This is a genomic window from Brucella haematophila, from assembly GCF_005938105.1.
Lineage (GTDB): Bacteria > Pseudomonadota > Alphaproteobacteria > Rhizobiales > Rhizobiaceae > Brucella > Brucella haematophila.
In genome coordinates this window covers 169142-189368 of record NZ_VCPE01000003.1, presented here as the reverse complement: position 1 = coordinate 189368, position 20227 = coordinate 169142, and the positions used below count along the sequence as shown (strand labels likewise).

The following is a 20227-nucleotide window of genomic DNA, read 5'->3' as shown; positions in this document are numbered from 1 at the left end:
GGGCCCGGAATAATCATACGAGATTTGAATGAAATTTCTTCACACGGCTGATTTGCATCTGGGTCGGCAATTCAATGGAATATCCCTGGAAGCGGACCACGGCGCGGTTCTCGATCAGATTGTCGAGGCGGTCCACGTTCATCAGCCAAATGCTCTCATCATCGCGGGCGACATTTTTGATCGCGCAGCACCTCCGGCAACAGCGGTGCGCCAGTTCAATACGTTCATGCGGCGCATTTCAAAGGAGACAGATGCAGCCGTTTTGCTGATTGCCGGGAACCACGATTCCGCCGACAGGATTGAATCCATGTCGGTGCTGACCGACACCAGACGGGGCATCATCCGCGGAATGATCTCTGCCGATGAACGTCCGTTTGTGCTTCATGACGATCACGGGCCCGTCGTCTTTTCCGGCCTGCCATTTTCCTATGAATATGCCGCACGCGAGTGCTTTGGCGACGAAACACTGGCCACGCCTGAAGATGTCTTGAAAGCGCAGGTTGCAGCGGCACGGAAGCATGTACCCGATGGCGCACGTTGGGTCATACTGGCCCATGCTTTTGTGGCTGGTGCAGAGCCAAGCGACGCGGAGCGGCCACTTGCTCGCGTTGGCGGCATTGAAACCGTCAATCCGGATATCTTTTCTGGCGCTTCCTATGTAGCGCTGGGACATTTGCATCGTCCGCAAACAGCGGGCGGCGATCACATTCGCTATTCCGGTGCCCCCCTCGCCTTTGGCTTCGATGAAGCGGACCATGTGAAATCCATGAATCTCGTCGAGATTGATGCTGACGGCGCAGTGACGATCGAGGAAATTCCGTTTCAGCCCATCAGGCAGGTACGGATCCTGAAAGGACGGCACGCGGAGCTTCTTGCTTTCCCTCGGTCGGACGATTTCATTAAAGCCATTTTGACCGACGAGACACCAATTATCGAGGCCATGAAGCGGCTGCGCGAGGTGTTTCCAAACGCTTGCCAGCTGACATACCAGCGCGACGAGCGTTCCATTGCGCAAAAATCCCTTTCGATCTCTGACTTTCAGGCGATCAAACCAATGGATCTGGTTGCGGCCTTTGTCGAACAGGTTCGTGCTGATCCAATCACGGAAACGGAGCGCGATGTCGTTGAAACAGCCTTGAGCGATCTGCATCAGTCGGAGGGCACGGCATGAAACCCGTTCGGCTGACAATGCAGGCCTTCGGGCCATATAGCGAGCAAGAGACCATCGATTTCCGCGATGCCGTAGATGCTGGTCTTTTCGGCATTTATGGCCAGACCGGTTCCGGCAAATCGACAATTTTCAGCGCCATGACTTTCGCTCTCTTCGGTGAAGCCGCGAAGGCAGAGCAGGAAACGCCAAGCCTGCGGTCCGATAATGCTGACGCAAACCGTCCGACCGAAGTCGAGTTTGTGTTCGATATTGCGGACCGCCGTTACGTCGTCCGCCGCCGACCTGAGCAGTCCCGACCAAAGCAACGCGGGAATGGCGAAACCAGAGATCCGCATGAAGCCTGGCTGTTCGATGCAACAGGCATGGCGCTCGATGACATCACCCCGGAGCGTCCGGGCAAAGTGATTGAAGAAAAGAAAGTCGGCCCAGTTGGAAAAGCCATTGAGGATTTGCTTGGCTATGGTGCCGACCAGTTCCGGCAGATAGTGCTTTTACCGCAGGGGCGGTTTGAAGCTTTTCTCGCCGCCGATACCAAGGCGCGTCTTGGCATCTTGCGCGATCTGTTCGATGTTTCCCTATACCGCCGGCTGGCAGCGCGGATGAAAGCGGATGCCGAAGCCGTCGAGCGACAGTTTCGCACGGAACGGGAAGTATTTGCGCGTCGGCTGAATGCAGAAGGCTTTGAAAGCCTCGACGCTCTCAAGTCGGGCATCGAAGAAAGTGAAACCTCTTACTCAGATCTTGCGAAAGTTGAAATAAACCAACGAGAGGCCCAGAAGAAAGCGTATGCAGCGCTTGAGGCCGCGAAAGCACTGGATCGTCTGTTTGAGACAGCCATCAAGGCCTCGAATGAGGTAACTGCTCTACAGCAACAGGCTTCCGAGATTGACGCTATCGCCAAAAAGCTGCAATCCGCCGAGCGTGCTCGTCTGTTGCTCGATGTCGAACGGCATGTATTGGAGACAACAACAGAGCTGGCTGCAGCAGAAACTGCCCTTAGTGTATCGGTTCAAAAACTTGCCGCTGCAACCGCAGCTGAAATACGCGCCCGGGCTGTACATGAGAATGAGGAGGCCAAGGCCAGCGAAATTGACCAATTTCGACGTGAAATTGAAACGATGCAGCGTCACCAGCAAACACTTGAGCGCTCCATCGCCATATCGCAAGCCATTGCACAGGCAACCGATCAACGCGGAAAAAGCCAAGCGTCTCTGCAAAAGAGCCTGGATGCAATTACCGCTCTCCTCGCTCGCAAGCAAAGGCAGCAAGATGGGTTGAAAGCAGCTCGCCTGACTGCGAGCAAGCGACAGGAACTGCTCACAAAACGCACTCAACTCGAACATGCAATTACGCAAGCTGAGGTCGTTGAGAAAGTTCACGCCGACGTCGCATCGTCAAAGGCGCTGGTCGATACACTATCTGCGCGTCATCTCGGAGAGCAGGAATCCGCAAGCGAAGCGAAAAGCGCCTTTATCGAAGCGGAGCGGCAACTTTCCAGCGCACAAGCTCTGCATCTGGCGAGCAAACTCGTTCCCGGAGAGCCTTGCCCGGTTTGTGGCGCCAGTGATCATCCGATACCTGCAACCGGCAGCCCGCATCACGCAGGGCTGGATGCCGCTTTTCGTCAGACGAAGGAACTTTGGGAACAGCGGCAATCAGCCGAGCGCAGTACGCATGCAACTCTTGTGTCAGCGCAAAGTATCCTGGTTGAACGGCAGAAGCGCTTGGCTGAACTGAATCCTTCCGAGCGCCCATTGGTGGAACTGCGGGCAGAACTTGCCACGATAAAACATGATATCGAAGCGCTTGGCCCTGTTCTGGACATCGCTCGTGCCGAAGGGCAATTGGAAGAGACAGAAGAGCGAATAGTTGCGGATGAAAAAATCCGCGATCAACATCGCTCTGCACTTCAGACGGCGGAAACGGAACTGGCAACTGCGCGAGTGCGCCTTGAAGAAATGCTATCCGATATCCCGGAAGAACATCGCGAGGCTACCCGTCTTGCCGAGCTTATCACAAGTCGTGCTGATGTTCTCACAAGACGGGAAACTGCACGAAAGACAGCTCGCGAAACTGCTACGACAGCTCGCGAAACCGCGTTATCTTCCATGAAGGAACAGGAAAGCGCGCTAGAGCGGATGGAAGAACAGCGTCTTCGGCGGAGCCGTGCGCAAGACGAGTTCGCTTCACGCTTGGAAGCTGCAACGCTGACCCATGAAGAATATCTCGCGCTCAAACCCGCTTTCGCTATGATCGATCAGGACCGGGAGAGCGTTGAGAATTACCGCCGTACCTTGTTCGTGGCTGAAGAGACGGCGCGTAAGGCCAAGGAGGCCGTCACAACGCTTGATCGCCCTGCCCTGCCGCCCTTCGAGATGGCATTGCAGGAGGCGGATATAACGCTTCAAAAAGCGCAGGAGGATCTGGCAACTGCGGCAGCGCGCCGTGATCAGTTGAACAAGTTGCTGGCCGAACTTGCCGATACGATCAGCCGGCTGGAAAAAGCGGAAGCAGAAAGCGGGCCATTGCGCGAACTGGCTGCACTGTTTGATTCCAAAAACTCCCATAATCTCGATCTCGAGACTTTTGCCATAGGTGCAATGTTCGATCAGGTGCTGATCGCCGCCAATCAACGCCTTAACCCGATGTCGGCCGGACGCTATACGCTGGAACGCGCGCTCGAAGGTTCGGGGCGCGGTCGACGTGGTCTCGGCATTCAAGTGCATGACACTTACACCGGGAAACCTCGGCCAACAGCCACGCTCTCCGGTGGCGAGAGCTTTATTGCCGCTCTCGCGCTGGCACTTGGCCTTGCGGATGTCGTCGAAAGTGCCAACGGCAAGGTCCGTCTCGATACCATCTTCATCGATGAAGGCTTTGGCAGTCTGGACACCGAGAACGGCACCGGCACACTCGATCAGGTCCTGCAAGCGCTGAACACGCTGGTCAGCCAAAACCGTGCGGTGGGGCTGATTTCGCATGTTCCGTTGGTGCAAGAGGCCATCCCGAATGGCTTTTACATCCGGAAGGACCTTTCCGGGAGCCGTGTCGAGCAACGCGGGATGATTTGATCGGTGCGCCTGCTCACACAGTCGGCAGGCCCAAGCGAACGGCATAAGCCGTCAACTCAGCAGAACTGTGGAGATTGAGCTTCCGCATCAGGTTTTCACGGTGTTTGCGTGCGGTCAAGGGGCTGATCCCCAGTCGTGTGGCAACATCCCTTGCCGTCAAGCCCTGCGCGACCAGCGCCAGAATTTGACGTTCGCGGCGTGTCAACGGTATCGGCGACAATATATCCGACGGCGGTGGAAAGCCGCTGTTCCGCGGAGACCCTGTGACAGCAAACCGAATGGCCTGCGCCAGATAGGTTTGGCCATTTCTGACAGCTTCAATGGCCGCACCGATTTCTTCCGGATCGCCATCCTTGGTCAAATAAGCGCTGGCACCCGCTTCCATAGTGGCGCGAATCGTTCTGGGTTCGATATTTGCTGTGAGAACCAGAATTTTCAGCCGAGGCGCGACAGTTCTTATATCCGAGATGAACTGAATGCCCGCAACGCCCGGCATACCAAGATCGAGAACAAGCAAATCCGCCCCGACATTGCGCACATGCTCCATGACGGTCGCTCCATCCCCCGCCTCCGCGATGACAGACACATTGTCCATCAAGGAGATCAGAAGCTTCAGCCCCTGACGCACGATAGCGTGGTCATCGGCAAGAATGGCGGTCAGGGGACGGGTCATCCGGCTGTGGTTTACCTTATATTGGGGTTTACTGACGCAAATCGTTCTAATCACAACTTATTGGCATCAAGTTACTGATCAATAAAGTATTTAAGTATATCAATGTGCAACGGTGGACAATGCACCACGCGGGGCAACACATCGGGGGGAAGTCTGATGCAGGAAGACAGGATACGTCAGGCTCTCACCGAACTTCTCTACCGCAATTCCTATGGCGTCATTATTTCGAACGTCGTCATTTCTCTTGGCGCGATCTATGTTCTGAAAAATGCCGTACCCATGAACTGGATCATCGGGTGGCTCGTTGCACTTTACTCGCTGACGGCCATCCGTGTCTTCGCATCCAGGCAATTCTTCAGCCGGCAAATGGATCCGCACTCGATACAACGCTGGGCCTGGCTTGCCGCGAGCTTTTCATGGATATCCGGTCTTTTATGGGGCGGGCTTGGCTGGGCGGGGTTTCTGCCTGAAGCGCCAATCGTTCTGTCCTTCACCGTCATCGTATTGACCGGCCTTGTCTGCGGCACAGTCCCCTCACTCTCGGCATTTCCACCAGCGCTGGTCGGTTCGATCATCGCGACCGTTATTCCGATAGCCGTGCGCTGCATCACGACCGAAAGCGAGATTTCCAGCGCCTTTCTGTTTCTGTTGACCGCGCTGGTCGCCATCAATCTCTATTATTGCCGGATCACCTATCGCATGCTGCACGAGACCATTCGCTTGCGACTGGAAAACGAGAATCTCGTCGGGGGATTACAGGAAGAAACGGACCGCGCGCAGCGGGCCGATCGCGCCAAGACACGCTTTCTCGCGGCAGCAAGCCATGACCTTCGTCAGCCGATCCATGCGCTGAGCCTGCTCATTTCCACGCTTGGCGTTTTGGGGCAGCGCGGCAATGTCGCTTCCGGCGATGCGCGCGATCTGGCCGCAAAAGCGAAATCCGTCGTCAACGATCTGAGCGGACTGTTGAACGAGTTGCTCGATATTTCGAAGCTGGACGCGGGCATTGTAACGGTGGTCAACGAGCCGGTGGCCCTATCCGCCTTGTTTCACGACCTGCACGACGAATTTGCGCTTGAGGCCGAGCAACGCGGTCTTCAATGGCATGTCGTTGAAAGCAATCTTTGTGTCGACAGTGATCCGATGATGCTCAAACGCATCCTGAACAATCTTTTGTCCAATGCTTTCCGATACACGAAACAAGGCCGCATTCTTCTCGGCTGTCGCAGACGTGGCGATACGGTTGAAATTCAGGTCTTCGATACAGGCCCCGGTATTCCGGCCGATCAACAGGCAAAGATTTTCGAGGAATTCGTTCAGCTACAAAATCCGGCGCGTGACCGGTCGCAAGGTCTGGGACTGGGGCTCGCCATTGTTCGGCGTGCAGCCATGCTTCTGAACCACCCTTTAAAACTCGTTTCTGTTCCGGGTTCGGGCTCCATGTTCTCGATCACCGTGCCCAAAACGCGTGACAAGGACCTTGCGAACTTGGACATGCATGTGCCGCTCGCCGTGGAAACATCGCTGGGCATTATGGTCGTTGATGACGAGAAGGATGTTCTCGATGCCATGGCGCGATTGCTTACCCTAGACGGACATCAGCTTTACCTTGGGCGATCAGCCGCGGAGGCACAGGCATCATACAAGGCAGCCCTTGAGATTGGCGACGCTCCGGTGGACCTGATCATTGCCGACTATCGGCTGGGTGACGGCATTACCGGTCTCGACGCTATTCAATCATTGTCGAACGCTGTTGGGAACACGGTGCCAGCCATTATCATCACTGGCGATACGTCTCCCGCACGATTGAGAGACGTCAATGCCAGCGGGGCCCTTCTTCTGCACAAGCCCATCGAAGTCGATGAATTGCGCGACGCCATTGCCATCGCACGTTCTGCTGCGGTCAAAACCTCACCCTGAACACGGCATTCACACCCTGCTGATAGGCATGGGAACCGATTTGGCCCGTGTAATTAATGCCAAGTGTTGAGCGCGGAGAGAGATTGAAGTTCAGACCTGCCTCGACAAGAGCTGCATCCTTGGCGATAGGCGCGCCATAAACTGTAAAGGCAGAAGAACCAAGGAAGCTGTTTGTGGAACTTGTGTCGATATCACCATAGGCATGACGCCAACCTATGGACCCATGCGCAATTGCAGATACATTGCCCAGCATAAAGCGCCTTGAAGCGCGCAAGCCGATGGTGGTGAATGCCGTGTCCATCGTATCGCTATTGACGGAAAGCCGCGCGGCTGTCCGTCCTGCTTCATTGAAGCCATCCGTGTGAAGGTGGACATAAGCCAGATTGGCAAACGCTTCCAGCGGCGCATCATCCCTGCCCCACTGATAGGCAAGCTCACCAAAGGCCTGAAACGTACCGGCATGATAATCGCTGTTCAAGCTATCTGAGAAGCCCGGAAAATAGGCTGATCGGTCCAGCTCGATCTCATGCCAGGTATAAGCAAGCCCCGTCCGCAACGCGACGGCATTGCCATTATTCAGCTTCCAGGACGTTCCGGCATAGGCTCCGAGTGTATAATTGTCGCTTTGTCCGGATGATGCGCGGCCATCCACATTGAACGTTGTTCTACTATAGCCGGCTAATAATCCAAGGCGCCAGTTATCGAACACAGTGCCATCTACGCCCGCTACGAAGCCACCAGTATTGTAGTCGAGCCGGGCTGCGTTACCGTTTCCATCGATTGAAGCCCAATTGCCATAGCCCTGAATCCAGACATCATACCCTTGCGCGGCAGGCGCTGGAGTGATTGTGGCAAAAGCGCCGGGTGCGGCAGCATTGGAGCTCTTCTCTGGCCCATAGGAAAGGACGGTCATCGATGACGGTAGCTCAAAGCCCTCGGTCGTTCGCAAACGACTATTCATAGCATCACGAATAGCCGAGCTGCCTTCAATGAGTGCCGCTTTCGTCGACGCATAGGCCTCGCCAGACAGAAGATTGAAGGCGGAGCGCGCCTCATCGGGGCTCAGCATCAACAGTTTGTTGTAAAGCTCAAGGGACTGTCCCGACTGCTGGAGCGTATCCAGCGCCCTTGCCGTCGCTACCTGGTTTTTCGTTTGCGAAACAGTTTCGAAGATTGCGGGTGGCGTGCCCGACGTAGGATCGGTATCCCCGCCATCTTTAACAGCAATCGTCAACTTCACGCTGTTGAGGTCATAGGCCTCATTTGCGATTATAAAGGCGGATTTTGAAACCGTATCCTGAAATGTGCCGCTTATACCGCCATCCGATGTAAGGATCGTATAGGTTTGCCCATTCCGATAACTCGTTGCGGGATCAAGGGCGGTTACACTGACGGCTCCGCCCAAAATCGTTGTTGATCCGGAAACGCGCGTGAGATCACTCGCACCAGCGCCTGCAATTTCGACAGCATAGGTCGAACCGCTTTCAAGCGTCAGGTCGCCATTGATCATCAATGTGCCAATCGAATTTCCAGCCGAAAGTGTTCCTCCGGTTAGAACCGCGACCGTTGATCCAACGCCCGAACCGATGGTACCGTGCCCGCCGATCAGAGCCCCGTCTCCTACAATAAACGAGCCTCCGAGCACGGCATTGCTATGGCTAATGTCCGATCCAACAATCAAGCCGCCAGCGGCAATGTCAGTCACTCCTGAGAATGATGCGCTTTCACCATTATAAGCGAGCGTTCCGGTTCCAGTTTTGAGGAAGGTCCCCGCGCCGGTCACTGCACCATCGAACTGCGCGCCGGTCGATTGATCGAATGTCAATGAGGCAGCGCTCGCAATTGAGACGTCGCCTGAGAAGCGCTCAGCGCCGGAAGTCAGATTACCTTGTTGCACAATCCAGTTGAGACCCGATGTGCCATTGAGGATAAGGCTGCCAACCCCGTCCTTGATTATCGTGCCTGCCGCTCCACCAGCGCCCGCAATATTGCCAGCAAAGCTACCATCTGCTGTCTGTTCGAAAACGACGACACCTGCATTTGCAATGTTGCCTGCGATAGTTTCAGAATTGCCGATGAGACGACCGGCCCCAACAATTGTGTTGCGATAGCTATTGGCAGCGTTTGTGAGTTGGAGCACACCTGTACCCGTTTTCACAAGATCGCCCGGCCCTGAGATGACACCGCTCACGACGAGATCGGTATTATCTGCGACATCCAGTATGCCTGCCTGCGCCAATGAAATTGACCGGGCGGTCTGAAAACTTGCGGTCGTTGCCAGTGTCCCACCATTGAAAATCACCCCCCCTGATGGATCGCCGAGATTATCATCGTTCGACACCTGCAAGACACCGCCCGTTATCGTGGTGCCGCCTGTGAAACTATTCACTCCACTGAGTGTCAACGTGCCGCTATTAAGCGCCAGCGACAGCCGACCGCTGCCGCCATCCTGGATTATACCGGAGAACATCGACGGGCCGACAGATGAGCCGTCAACGGTCAGAACACTGCTCGTCGCGGCACCATTTTCCATAACACCAGCCCCGGCGCCAACACTATTGATGGCTCCGACGATTGTACTGAATCCATTGAGCTTTATCGTCCCGCCAATGCCACCCGCCTGATTATCAAAGTTAACGCCCGCATTTGCCGTCAGTGCATCATTTGCCAACACATTGAGCGTGCTGTTGCCGTGAAAAGTCTGCGTGCCGCCACTAAGGCCGCTGGCTGCAGAAACATTGAAAATGCTACTGTCATGGAAATCCTGCGTGCCACCATTGACAGCGTTTGCGGTCGAAGCATTCAGGACACTGGAATTATAGAAATATTGCGTGCCGCCGCCGATCGCGCCGCTAGCTTCGGCGTTCAATATGCTGTCGCCATTGAAGTACTGCGCACCGCCGCTAACGGCGTTGACTGCTGTCAACGTCATAACGCTGTTGGCATAGAAGCTCTGCGATCCGCCGCTGACCGCGTTGGACGACGTTGCATTGAGGCGACTACTACCGTTGAAATATTGCGACCCGCCTGCGACGGCATTTGCTTCCGAGGCGTTCAGTGCGCTGGTGTCGTAGAAAATCTGCGTGCCACCGTTTAATCCGCTGACGGAATCCACATTCAATGTGCTCGTATTATAAAAGTACTGTTGCCCGCCGCTGAGACCTCCAGCGGCTGTTACGTTGAGTGAGCTACTGGCGTTGAAATACTGCTCGCCGCCATTAACCGCATTTGCAGCCGATGCATTCAGCGCGCTGGTGTCATAGAAGCTCTGCACACCGCCCCCAACCACAAATGTTGCCGAGGCGTTGAGACTGCTGTTGCCATTGAAATATTGCGACCCTCCGCTGATCGCATTTATCGCCGTGCCGTTCAGAGCGCTGGAGTCATAAAAGACCTGCATGCCGCCACTGATCGCATTGGTCGCAGTCGCGTTGAGCGTGCTCGTATCCTGAAATGACCAGTTAGGGCGGGATGTATCGGAAAAATAATCGGCGGAGTTCGCGTCGATAGTCGTAGAACCCGTGCATGGCGACGCTGTACATACGGTCTGTGCGTTGGCAGGTGTCATCACGATGATACAAGCCCCGACTGACAGGAGGCGCACCATAGCCCGGTTGAAGAATGGACCCGCGAAAACAGACCTGCGTCTTTGCTCGCCGTTAGAGGAGGCCAACTCTCTATTTGATCTAATGAGATACGCAACCAACACACGTCCCCCTACCAATAAGCCGGTGAACGTGCGCAAGAATGCAGGACGCCTGTGTGTTCAGTCCGACTTGAATTCTAGAGCCCACATGTCTTCTGGAACAGGAGAAGCCGGAGCTCAGAAAAATCTGCTTTCAATATCCATCTTGTAATTTACGCGTACCGGCAGAGAAACATGTTCAATGTGCAATGTTGGCTAACCTAATCGAAGACTCCCAACGTCAGTGGTACGCCTTTCTTGGTAGCGGAATACGCGTACCCCCGTACGGAGTTAACCAAACGGGGATCATGATATTGTGAAACCTGTTCGAAGATATCGCGCGTCGAAGATGCAGGCTCGTAACGCTAAGAACCATCATGCAAGTCCGACTGTAGATTTTTGACTGCAAATCAAATATGATTCTATTTGTCGGAAACGGTCTTGAAGCTTCTTCGCTCGGCCAATTCGAATTGTATCTTCTCTCCCAAAACACCGAAAGATAAACAATCGCCCGAGCTAAACTGAAGCTCGCCTTAGGTTTCATTTGGGAAAATTTAGTTCACATTTTCAATAAATTAATTGCACCTAGCTAGAAGCTCAAAGAGACCCCTAATGAGGGCATATCTACGATTTTCGTTCCTCGCTTTTCACCAGCGCATCAGTGGCACTTTGCAGGCACCTGATTGAACGTCATGTTGACCACGCAACTGTCCTTTCTCTTCAGATTGGCTCAGAATGAATGGCAGGCCGATCCAAGTGGGGAAGCAAATAAAACTCATCATATCCGCGCTGTATGGCTCGAAAGCCATTATTGAAAACCGTATACAAAGTAACCTTTTATGATGTAGCCTCAATTGGTACAAAACTGCGCGGAGTCGGATAGTAGCGATGTCCAAGTTTGCTGATGAGTTTGATCTCCCTCCCCTCCCCCAAGCTCGGATCGGATATGCACGACCATCAATGGAAGATCCGTTCAACGCGACCCAATTATCCCGACTACAGAACGCGGGCTGTATCAGGATCTATCAGGAGCACGCTGCTGAAAAATTTCAATCGCGGCCAGCACTCGAAAAGCTTTTGAGCCATCTCGTGACCGGAGACACACTCGTCGTCCTGAAGCTCGACCGGGTGGTCCGTTCTGTCAGCCACTTGGCCGTGCTCATCAGAGATCTCACGGACCGTGGCATTCACTTGCTTTCACTTGACGACCCACTCGACACTTCCGGGCAAGCATCCGCACTGCAGATTCTGGATGTGGTCGTTAACCTCGAGCATGCCCTCAAGGTGGAGCGAACAAGGGCTGGCATGAAGCTGGCAAGAGCCCGTGGCAAGCTCGCTGGCAATCCGGGATTGCGTGAGCGCCGTCCAGAGGCCATCAGCAACATCGTAGCAGCGCGTAACCGCGCCTATATGGAACAGCTCGTTGCTACAGCACCCACATGGCTACCGACCGTTTCGCAGCTTCGCCCCCAACACAGCTGGGAGAATATAGTGCTGACGCTTAATCTCAGAGGGCAGAACTGGACGGTCGAAAGATTGAGACGAGCCATCCGCAAACTTGTGCAAGAAGGCCTCGCTGAGCCAAAGCTACTCACCCAGGCAAAGCGCCGGATACCCGATGACTATTTCATCAAGCGCGTTGCTGCGATCGCCATCGCTGATCCAACTCTCTCTTTACGAGCCATTGCTGCGAAACTTGATGCAATGGGCGCGAAGCCCCCGCGCGGCGGTGGTAAATGGCAGGCCGCTTCGATCAGAAACCTCTTGGAAGACGCTCGCCGTTTCGGCTTCATTCGAAATTGACAGCTGTCAACGAGCTTTCCGAAACAATGAGACGCGCCTTAACGTGCGAGTTAGCATCTCTCGCTATAAGCCCACGCTTGTCCCAGTCTTTGTGCTTACAAAATCGCGACATCCGAATTGTTCGTCGCGCCGACTGAACTTGATGAATGACAAACGGACCCGTAATCCCCTGCCTTATAGATCGATCAGTGATCACTCTTGACGCCGTTTAACGTCACCGGGAAGAAGTGGCGTCTTCCCGCCATTCTAAATTATCTCGGCATCATTTGATAACAGACCCCACCCCCTTGAGAATCGGATAGAATTGCGCGAGCCAAAAAAAGGAGCTTTGCTATGAGCGTTGCGTTCGCCAAGGAAGAGAGCGCGGAAGCAGCTTCGGAAACAATCCTGCCGGATCGCGAAATTTCTCTCCACCCCAATCTGGTAACGGAGGAGGGGTTGCGACTTCTGCAGCAAGAGCTTGCGAAAGCGCGGGTAGCATTTGAAGCGGCAAGTGCCATCGAGGACATTTCCGAGCGGCGGCGTCAAACAGCGCACCCTCTACGCGATCTTCGCTATTATGCTGCGCGTCTTCATTCCGCTCAGCTAACGCCTGCGCCTCTATCTCCAACCAATATTGGTTTCGGCTGCGTTATATCCTTTAGTAGAGACGGTCGTCCTGCTCAATCCTATCGCATTGTCGGCGAGGATGAAGCAGACCCGAAACGCGGCACCATATCATTCGTTTCGCCGCTGGCACGATTGCTTATGGGCAAAGCAGTTGGTGATATGGCTTCACTCGGAGATCAGGAGATTGAGGTTCTGGCCATTTCCTGACGGAGCGCAGCCTCATCTGGCCCGCCCTTCGGCATGTTAGTCGGCTCCAATCTGCGTAATACAAACAGGTCAGCGCATTCGCGCGATGTTGACAGATGTCAATAAACAGAAAAGCTTTCCTAGAGTATCTTGGAAGCTGCTAATTTTGAAACGCTATAATTTCTGTCAGGCTCGTTCTTTGCTTTGCTTGACGTTAACTATTCATTAACTAAAAACAAATTGCGGTGAAGACAGAATCGGGGCATCTTCGTCAGCGCATATTTGTTATGTTTTACTGAATATGCGCTGATAAGGACGAACCAATGCATCAAAACCCGACAGCATCTCCACAACCTCATAGCAGCCTTCAGTCCTTGATTGAAGCCGACGCTGAAGAGCTGTCGAAGCGACTTCAGGCGCATCAAATGCGCATTTTTCCGCCAACAGCGCAGAAGTCGATCCGCTCCTTTACACCTGCTGAAGCGGCATCCTTCATCGGCGTCGCGGAAGGGTACCTCCGTCAGATCGTTTCGGAAGGGCACGGACCTGCTCCGCAAAGCAATGGTCGGCGGATGTACTCCATTCAAGACATTCATGCCATACGGCAATTGCTGGACGACAACTCGCCCAAAACCCACGGTAAATATATCCGTCATCGCCGCAATGGCGAGAAGTTGCAGATCATTTCGGTGATGAACTTTAAAGGCGGCTCAGCAAAAACCACCACGTCAGCCCACCTCGCCCAATATCTGGCGCTGCGTGGTTATCGCGTTCTGGCAATTGATCTCGACCCCCAGGCCTCTCTGTCTGCGATGTTCGGCCATCAGCCTGAACTCGACGTGCGGGTCAATGATACGCTCTATGGCGCCATTCGCTATGATGCGGAACGGCGCGAGATTACCGATATTGTCAGATCTACCTACACACCCGGTCTGCATGTCATTCCGGGCAATCTCGAGCTGATGGAATTTGAACATGAAACGCCAAAGGTTCTGGCAGAGCAGAAGAACGAAGCAATGTTCTTCTCGCGCATCGGAAGCTGTCTCGCAGTCGTTGAAGATCTCTATGATGTGGTTGTGATCGACTGCCCTCCGCAGATGGGCTTTCTGACACTGTCTGCTTTATGCGCCGCCACATCCGTGTTGATCACTGTTCACCCACAGATGCTCGATGTCATGTCGATGAACCAGTTCCTGCACATGACATCGGACCTGCTGGCGGTGGTTGAGCGAGCAGGTGGCAATACACAATATGACTGGATGCGCTACCTGATCACCCGCTATGAACCAAACGATGCGCCGCAGAACCAGATGGCTGGTTTCATGCGCTCAATATTTGGCAATCGTGTGCTGGAAACGCCAATGCTGAAGTCGACCGCCATTTCCGATGCAGGTCTGACGAAGCAGACACTTTACGAGGTTGATCGCTCTGCCTTCTCGCGCGGCACTTATGACCGCGCATTGGAATCGTTGACATCTGTCAACGCCGAGATTGAAGACCTCATTCGCCAGACTTGGGGGCGTAGCTAATCATGGCACGAAAGAACATTTTCGACTTTTCCGATCAATCAGAGCCCTCGCAAAAAGCAGAGAACCATTCTGCAAGCTCGTCCGTCGAACAGGCGCGGCCGCTTGCCGGTATGGAACGAGACCGTGCAAATCGCCCGGCAGCGCTCGGCGCGATTTCGCAATCTCTCGAAAAGATCAATGAACGCTCTGCTCGCGCTGATGAAATCGAGCGTCAGCTTTCCAATGGTCAGACGATTATCGAGCTTGATCCCAATCTGATCGACAGTTCATTCGTCTCTGACCGACTGGGATTTGACGACGAAGACCAGACAAAGCTCATCGAGCAAATCCGCGAGAGCGGACAGCTTGTGCCAATTCTCGTGCGTCCTCATCCAGACAATTCTGATCGATTTCAAATAGCCTATGGCCACAGACGTGTCGCTGCCATCAAAGCTCTTGGCATCAAGGTCAGAGCAGTCGTCAAGCAGCTCACGGATGAAGAGCTGGTCATTCACCAGGGGCAGGAAAACAACACACGATCCAACCTCTCTTTCATCGAAAAGGCATTTTTTGCCTACACTTTGGAAGGGCAGGGCTATTCTCGTGAGACGCTTTATCAGTCGACAGGCATTGATAAAGCCGTCCTGTCGAAGATGATTACGATCATCAAGTCTATACCCGAAGAAATCGTCCGCAAGATTGGCCGTGCACCGTCCATCGGGCGCACACGCTGGGAAGAGTTTGTTGGCCTTTTGACAGTTGTCAGCGAAGCCATTGCAAATGACGCCATCCAAAGCGTCGACTTTGCCACCTTGTCTTCAGATGATCGATTTCAATTCGTATTCGATAAGCTCAAAGCATCGACATCCAAAGATAAGCCTCAACGGGATGCCGGTCACTCACCTGTTCTTGGTGAGGGTATTCAACCCGTAACAATCAAACGAGCTGGTAAGAATGTACAGTTCACCTTCAATGACAAAGCGGCTCCGCAATTTGCCAACTTTATCCAGTCGCGTCTTGAAGAACTCTATGCAGAGTATAAGGCCAGCGAGACATCCAAATAGCTGATGAAGCTCCGGCTTCAGAGCCACAACATACGGATACGTAAACCAGGAGAACGAACCGCAAAAGAAAAAGGCCCCCAACACGTTGCCGCATGGAAGCCTTCCTCAGATTTAAGCACTCAGAGAATCGCATTTCCATGAATCAGTGTCAAGAGTCATAAGCGTCTTTATGGCGGGTGGATTTCTTTTGCCTGAAAAAAGGTAAGAGGAAATGCAAATTCTGGAGTCAATAACGTCCACATTTCGTGGGCGAAAGATGACGCTTGGCCAATTCAAGCTTTCATCATCAACACAATCGGATGGAAAGTCGGTCAACCGTTGGGCGATCTATAAAGAGCTTTGCATCGCCAAGTCAGTGTTCGGGATCAACGACCGCTGCCTGGCCGTGATGAGTTCGCTATTATCGTTTCTTCCCGATAACGAAATCAGTGCCAAGAACGGTCTTGTTGTTTTCCCATCCAATCGACAGCTCTCATTGCGCGCGCATGGAATGCCCGAATCCACTCTGCGCCGCCATATCGCAGTGCTCATCGAAAGTGGGCTCATTGCGCGCCGCGATAGCCCTAATGGCAAACGCTATGCTTATAAAGACGAAGCAGGGCAGGTAGAAGAAGCCTTCGGCTTTTCATTCGCTCCACTTCTCGAACGCTCAGATGATATCGCCCAAGCAGCCAAACAGGTTCAGGCCGACGCGGTGCTACTTAAACGCACGCGCGAACAGATTACATTGCAACGCAGGGACCTTGCTCAGATGATCGATGCCGCGCTTGCTGAAATGCCGTTATCTGACTTCTGGACGACAGCGCATAGGCTCTTTCGTGCGATCGTAGACGCTATTCCGCGTCGTGCTTCCGCACCAGAACTAACGACCATTCTCGAAAACTTAACTGAATTACGTGCAGAAATAGATAACACTTTGATCCATAATGATAATACTCAAGATATGAGCGCCAATCACGCTCATTCTGAGCGGCATCTTATTGAATCCCAGTCTGAATCCCTTTTTGAAACTCAAAATATAAAAACGACGATTTTGAAGGAGCCCCTTGCACTCTCATCAGAGACCACGATCAAGCCCAGCGACACCAAACAACCCCCCCCGCTTTCTATCGATACAGTTCTTAGAGCATGCCCGGACATCGCTGATTACGCACCAAACAAAATCGTTTCATGGCGCGATCTAATCGAAGCCTCGAGGGTCGTTTCTACTTTTCTCGGTATCAGCCAATCAGCCTATCATGAAGCTTGTCAGGTCATAGGTATCGAAAGCGTGTCGGCAACTATCGCAGGCATTCTCCAGCGCATAAGTGAAATCAGTTCTGCTGGAGGCTATTTGCGCGCTCTAACGCAGAAGGCGAGGGCGGGCGAGTTCTCTGTTGCTCAGATGCTTTTACCTTTGCTCAAAACGAAGAAATCTGAATGCACATCAAGCTAGTTGGCATGCCGACATCTTTTTCAACGCTTCATCCAAAGGTCGCAAAGATTTCCAACCGATGACTGAAACGCATGCCGGCTGAGTGAATGGCACTACTTGAGAGCTAACAGCACCAATTGCTGTACGAGCGGATCAGGTTCATTTCTCTCTCCTCAAAATTCTCTGTTTGTTACAAACAGCATATCGGTCCGCGTGATCTCGGACAGAAGCGCTAGTTTCGCATCGCTGACATGCCAATAAGATGGGGTAACGGCGTAAGTCCCAGCATGATCGCAGCAAGGCCGAGCGAGAGTTCTTGGTTTGTGCTCAATCCAATTTCTTGTCTAAGAAGACGTCCGCAACGAATATTTAACCATAATCCGGCGAATACTTATCGGGTTCCAATCAGGCTTACGGTATGTCGCAATTCGCAGTTTTATCCAAATTCACATTGAGTATTGTTGTAATTTCCGGCGTGCTAGTCGGTTCGGGCAACGCAGCGACGCAATTTTTTGAATATGGGATAGTGCGACAATCTTTCGAACAGCACCGACGCCATTCCTTGCCGTTTTCAACCATTGAGCTACCGATCAATGGACTGCTTTTGCGGGTAAAAGATATCCGGCTGTCCGCGTCAGTGGGGTCCGCCGCACCTATCGAAGCCGAACTGGACCAGATGGCCACCGGCAGCATCAACCGCACACAACCGGCTCGTCAGGAAATTTCTTCGACCTATGTGCCAACTGCCGACGACATGGCACCCGCGATAGAAATGCCAAGGGGCGTTGGTTCCAAAGAACAGATTGCAGCCTATCAGATCATGTTGGACAGGGCTGGCGCGTCGCCTGGGGCTATCGATGGGCGTTCAGGCAGCAATGTCGACAAGGCTGCTGCGGCTTTTGGCGAAATCACGGGCAGATTTATCAATCCAGCCGATCCGACCGCTGTTCAGGCTGAACTGGAAAATACCGGCGGACCAGCTTTCAAGGATTACCTCATCACCAATGAAGACGTTGGCAGGCAGTTTGTTGCAGAAATCCCCGCTGACTACGCTTTGAAAGCCCAATTGCCAGCAATGGCTTATACCTCAGTCACAGAAATGCTTGGCGAGCGGTTTCAAATCGATGAAGGGTTCCTTAAAGAGATCAACCCAGGGGTTAACTTCAATCAACCTGACTCGATCATCAAAGTTCCCAATCTCGGCAAAGCCAAACGCACGCCGATTGCCCATATCATAGCAGATAAAGGTCGCAAACAGGTTCGGGGCTATGGCGCAGATGGAAAGCTGAAGGTAGCCTACCCGTCCACAATCGGCTCTTCTGACACTCCTTCCCCTTCAGGCACGGTTCAGGTCAAACGTATAGCGATCAATCCCAATTATACATACAATCCCAGGATAAACTTCAAACAGGGAGCCAATGAAGGTGTTCTGACCATTCCGCCTGGTCCAAACGGTCCCGTCGGTACGGTATGGATTGCGCTTTCCAAACCCACTTACGGTATTCATGGCATCCCTGACCCTTCACGCATCGGCAAAACATCGAGCCATGGCTGTGTGCGTCTTACAAACTGGGATGCGGAAGAACTCGCGAAAATCGTCAAACCCGGCGTCATGGTCGTGTTCACGGAGTAAACGCAGATCGCCATCGCATTGACGGGTGGTGGCTCCCGGTCATGTTTGATGTTCATCTTATATGATCCAGTGTCGATTGGGTGCTCTTCGTTCCGATCACCTCTAACAGTTAGTACAGCGTAAATCTCCGCCATCGACGCCGCTATGAAATCGACCCGAAGTCAGTATTAGAGGTTAGAGCGCGAGCAGAATTGATGCGATGCATTATGGATCGAAAAGTCCCTTTTGAAGTGACTTGGTGTCTGGCTGCAATCAGGTGCAAGCAGTCGACAGCCGCTCTGCTTCATGCTGGGAAGGGGATACGAGTTTGCGGCAGTGTATCATATCAACAGAAGACCGTTCTCGATTCTTCTAGCGTAAAATGAACCGCCCACACAGTTACCCCTGGGGTCCGGACGTGACGTCGAGTGTGTCGCCCACGCGGGTTATCCGCAAGGACATTGACCGCATGCCAATGTTGATCAGGACGCATAGGTCCTGGATGAAATGATGCAGAACCGCCGAAACACTAAGGCTACCGAACGCCTGTTAATCAGCCTATTGATGAAGCACGGCACTCAAAGCGCCAGATCATACCACATGTCGAGCACAAGTCTCACAAGAGGCTTAACTACCTGTCGAGAATTCTCATCTGCCGTTTCGAAAACGCGAAAAGACACGGCAAGGGTTTGGATCCATCGCGCAAGGCTATCGCTGAATTGATTGCTGTAGCCCGTCAACTCGCCTGAGGGCCGGAACAGCGTCAATCGCGTCTTAATTCAAACAATGTGACAGCATCTACCAGCCACATCTTTAATGCTTAAGGCTATTTTCTGCCCGCCAAAGCGCTCCAGCACATATCGATAATCAACTGCCTTTCGCTCAACTCGAGGGGGGCAGGATTGGGTCTTCTTCGTTTCAGTGTATGACGGATTGCACCGCGCGCAAAACTTGCAAGAAGCTTTGGCGATCCTGAACGAACCGCACCGGCCTCCTGTGCGGCGAGAATGAGCGCATCGGTATATGCGAGGAATTCCCGAAACAAATCAGCAGTTTGTTTCAGCGTCAGGACCGGATTATTGTTTAGATAGTCGAACAAAGCCGCCCGCTCTGCATCTTCCCAAATAAAATCGACATAGCGTTCCAGATATTGGCGGACGCGCTTCTCGTGCGGGAGGTCAGCCGCCGTCTCTGGCGCGAGCTTCTCATACATAACCTGGGCAATATCTGCATAAATCTCGCGAACCAACTCATCCTTGGAGGCGAAATAGTTGTAGAGCGACCCGGTTGCGACGCGAGCTTCAATAGCAATAGCCGCCATGGAACATTGCAGGCCATCGCGGACGATCAATCGTGATGCCGCGGCAATGATCCGTTTGCGTTTGTCGAGACTCATATCCATAAACTGAATGAACCTTCATTCATTTGTCATGTGCCAACGCTATCGATGTCGATGACTGGGCGCAAGTCCAAAAATTTGGCAGCGCCACAATTCGCAATGAACCCGCAAA

General features: G+C 53.2%; 12 protein-coding genes. 9 read left to right on the top strand and 3 right to left on the bottom strand.

What is annotated here, in order from left to right; genetic code table 11:
- Positions 1-28 precede the first annotated feature (28 nt).
- Both FGI60_RS06145 and FGI60_RS06140 read left to right on the top strand, forming a co-directional pair.
- Positions 29-1171: an exonuclease SbcCD subunit D gene (locus FGI60_RS06145; protein WP_138784388.1), complete on the top strand. Its 1143-nt coding sequence runs from the start codon at positions 29-31 to the stop codon at positions 1169-1171.
- Entirely contained in the window at positions 1168-4242 is a 3075-nt protein-coding gene (locus FGI60_RS06140; protein ID WP_138784387.1) for an AAA family ATPase, read from the top strand. Before FGI60_RS06145 ends, FGI60_RS06140 begins: the two co-directional genes overlap by 4 nt.
- A gap of 13 nt (positions 4243-4255) precedes the next feature.
- Here the strand turns inward: FGI60_RS06140 and FGI60_RS06135 are convergent, their stop codons facing one another.
- Complete coding sequence (locus FGI60_RS06135; protein WP_138784386.1) at positions 4256-4915, bottom strand: response regulator; 660 nt, start codon at positions 4913-4915, stop codon at positions 4256-4258.
- Between the two features lie 156 nt (positions 4916-5071).
- Here FGI60_RS06135 and FGI60_RS06130 point away from each other — a divergent pair, with 156 nt between their 5' ends.
- Positions 5072-6835 carry a hybrid sensor histidine kinase/response regulator gene (locus tag FGI60_RS06130; protein ID WP_138784385.1) on the top strand — a complete coding sequence of 588 codons (1764 nt, stop codon included), beginning with the start codon at positions 5072-5074 and terminating at the stop codon, positions 6833-6835.
- On the opposite strand, the gene FGI60_RS06125 is transcribed toward FGI60_RS06130, so the two are convergent.
- Positions 6819-10403: an autotransporter domain-containing protein gene (locus FGI60_RS06125; protein ID WP_235889756.1), complete on the bottom strand. Its 3585-nt coding sequence runs from the start codon at positions 10401-10403 to the stop codon at positions 6819-6821. The genes FGI60_RS06130 and FGI60_RS06125 overlap by 17 nt on opposite strands.
- 1005 nt (positions 10404-11408) lie before the next feature.
- On the opposite strand from FGI60_RS06125, the gene FGI60_RS06120 reads away from it, so the two are divergent.
- From FGI60_RS06120 to FGI60_RS06095, 6 genes are all read left to right on the top strand, one after another.
- Positions 11409-12323, top strand: coding sequence for a recombinase family protein (locus FGI60_RS06120; RefSeq protein ID WP_138784383.1), 915 nt, complete (start codon positions 11409-11411; stop codon positions 12321-12323).
- A 333-nt stretch (positions 12324-12656) separates the two neighbouring features.
- Positions 12657-13139 (top strand): transcription elongation factor GreA, encoded by a 483-nt coding sequence (gene greA, locus FGI60_RS06115; protein ID WP_138784382.1) that lies wholly within the window; start codon positions 12657-12659, stop codon positions 13137-13139.
- A gap of 302 nt (positions 13140-13441) precedes the next feature.
- Positions 13442-14647 carry a plasmid partitioning protein RepA gene (gene repA / locus FGI60_RS06110; RefSeq protein ID WP_138784381.1) on the top strand — a complete coding sequence of 402 codons (1206 nt, stop codon included), beginning with the start codon at positions 13442-13444 and terminating at the stop codon, positions 14645-14647.
- A gap of 2 nt (positions 14648-14649) precedes the next feature.
- Complete coding sequence (gene repB, locus FGI60_RS06105; RefSeq protein ID WP_138784380.1) at positions 14650-15690, top strand: plasmid partitioning protein RepB; 1041 nt, start codon at positions 14650-14652, stop codon at positions 15688-15690.
- A 211-nt stretch (positions 15691-15901) separates the two neighbouring features.
- Entirely contained in the window at positions 15902-17125 is a 1224-nt protein-coding gene (repC, locus tag FGI60_RS06100; protein WP_138784379.1) for a plasmid replication protein RepC, read from the top strand.
- 397 nt (positions 17126-17522) lie between these two features.
- Entirely contained in the window at positions 17523-18737 is a 1215-nt protein-coding gene (locus tag FGI60_RS06095; protein ID WP_235889747.1) for a L,D-transpeptidase, read from the top strand.
- 805 nt (positions 18738-19542) lie between these two features.
- Here FGI60_RS06095 and FGI60_RS06090 read toward each other — a convergent pair.
- Complete coding sequence (locus tag FGI60_RS06090; RefSeq protein ID WP_268898794.1) at positions 19543-20112, bottom strand: TetR/AcrR family transcriptional regulator; 570 nt, start codon at positions 20110-20112, stop codon at positions 19543-19545.
- Between the last annotated feature and the right edge of the window lie 115 nt (positions 20113-20227).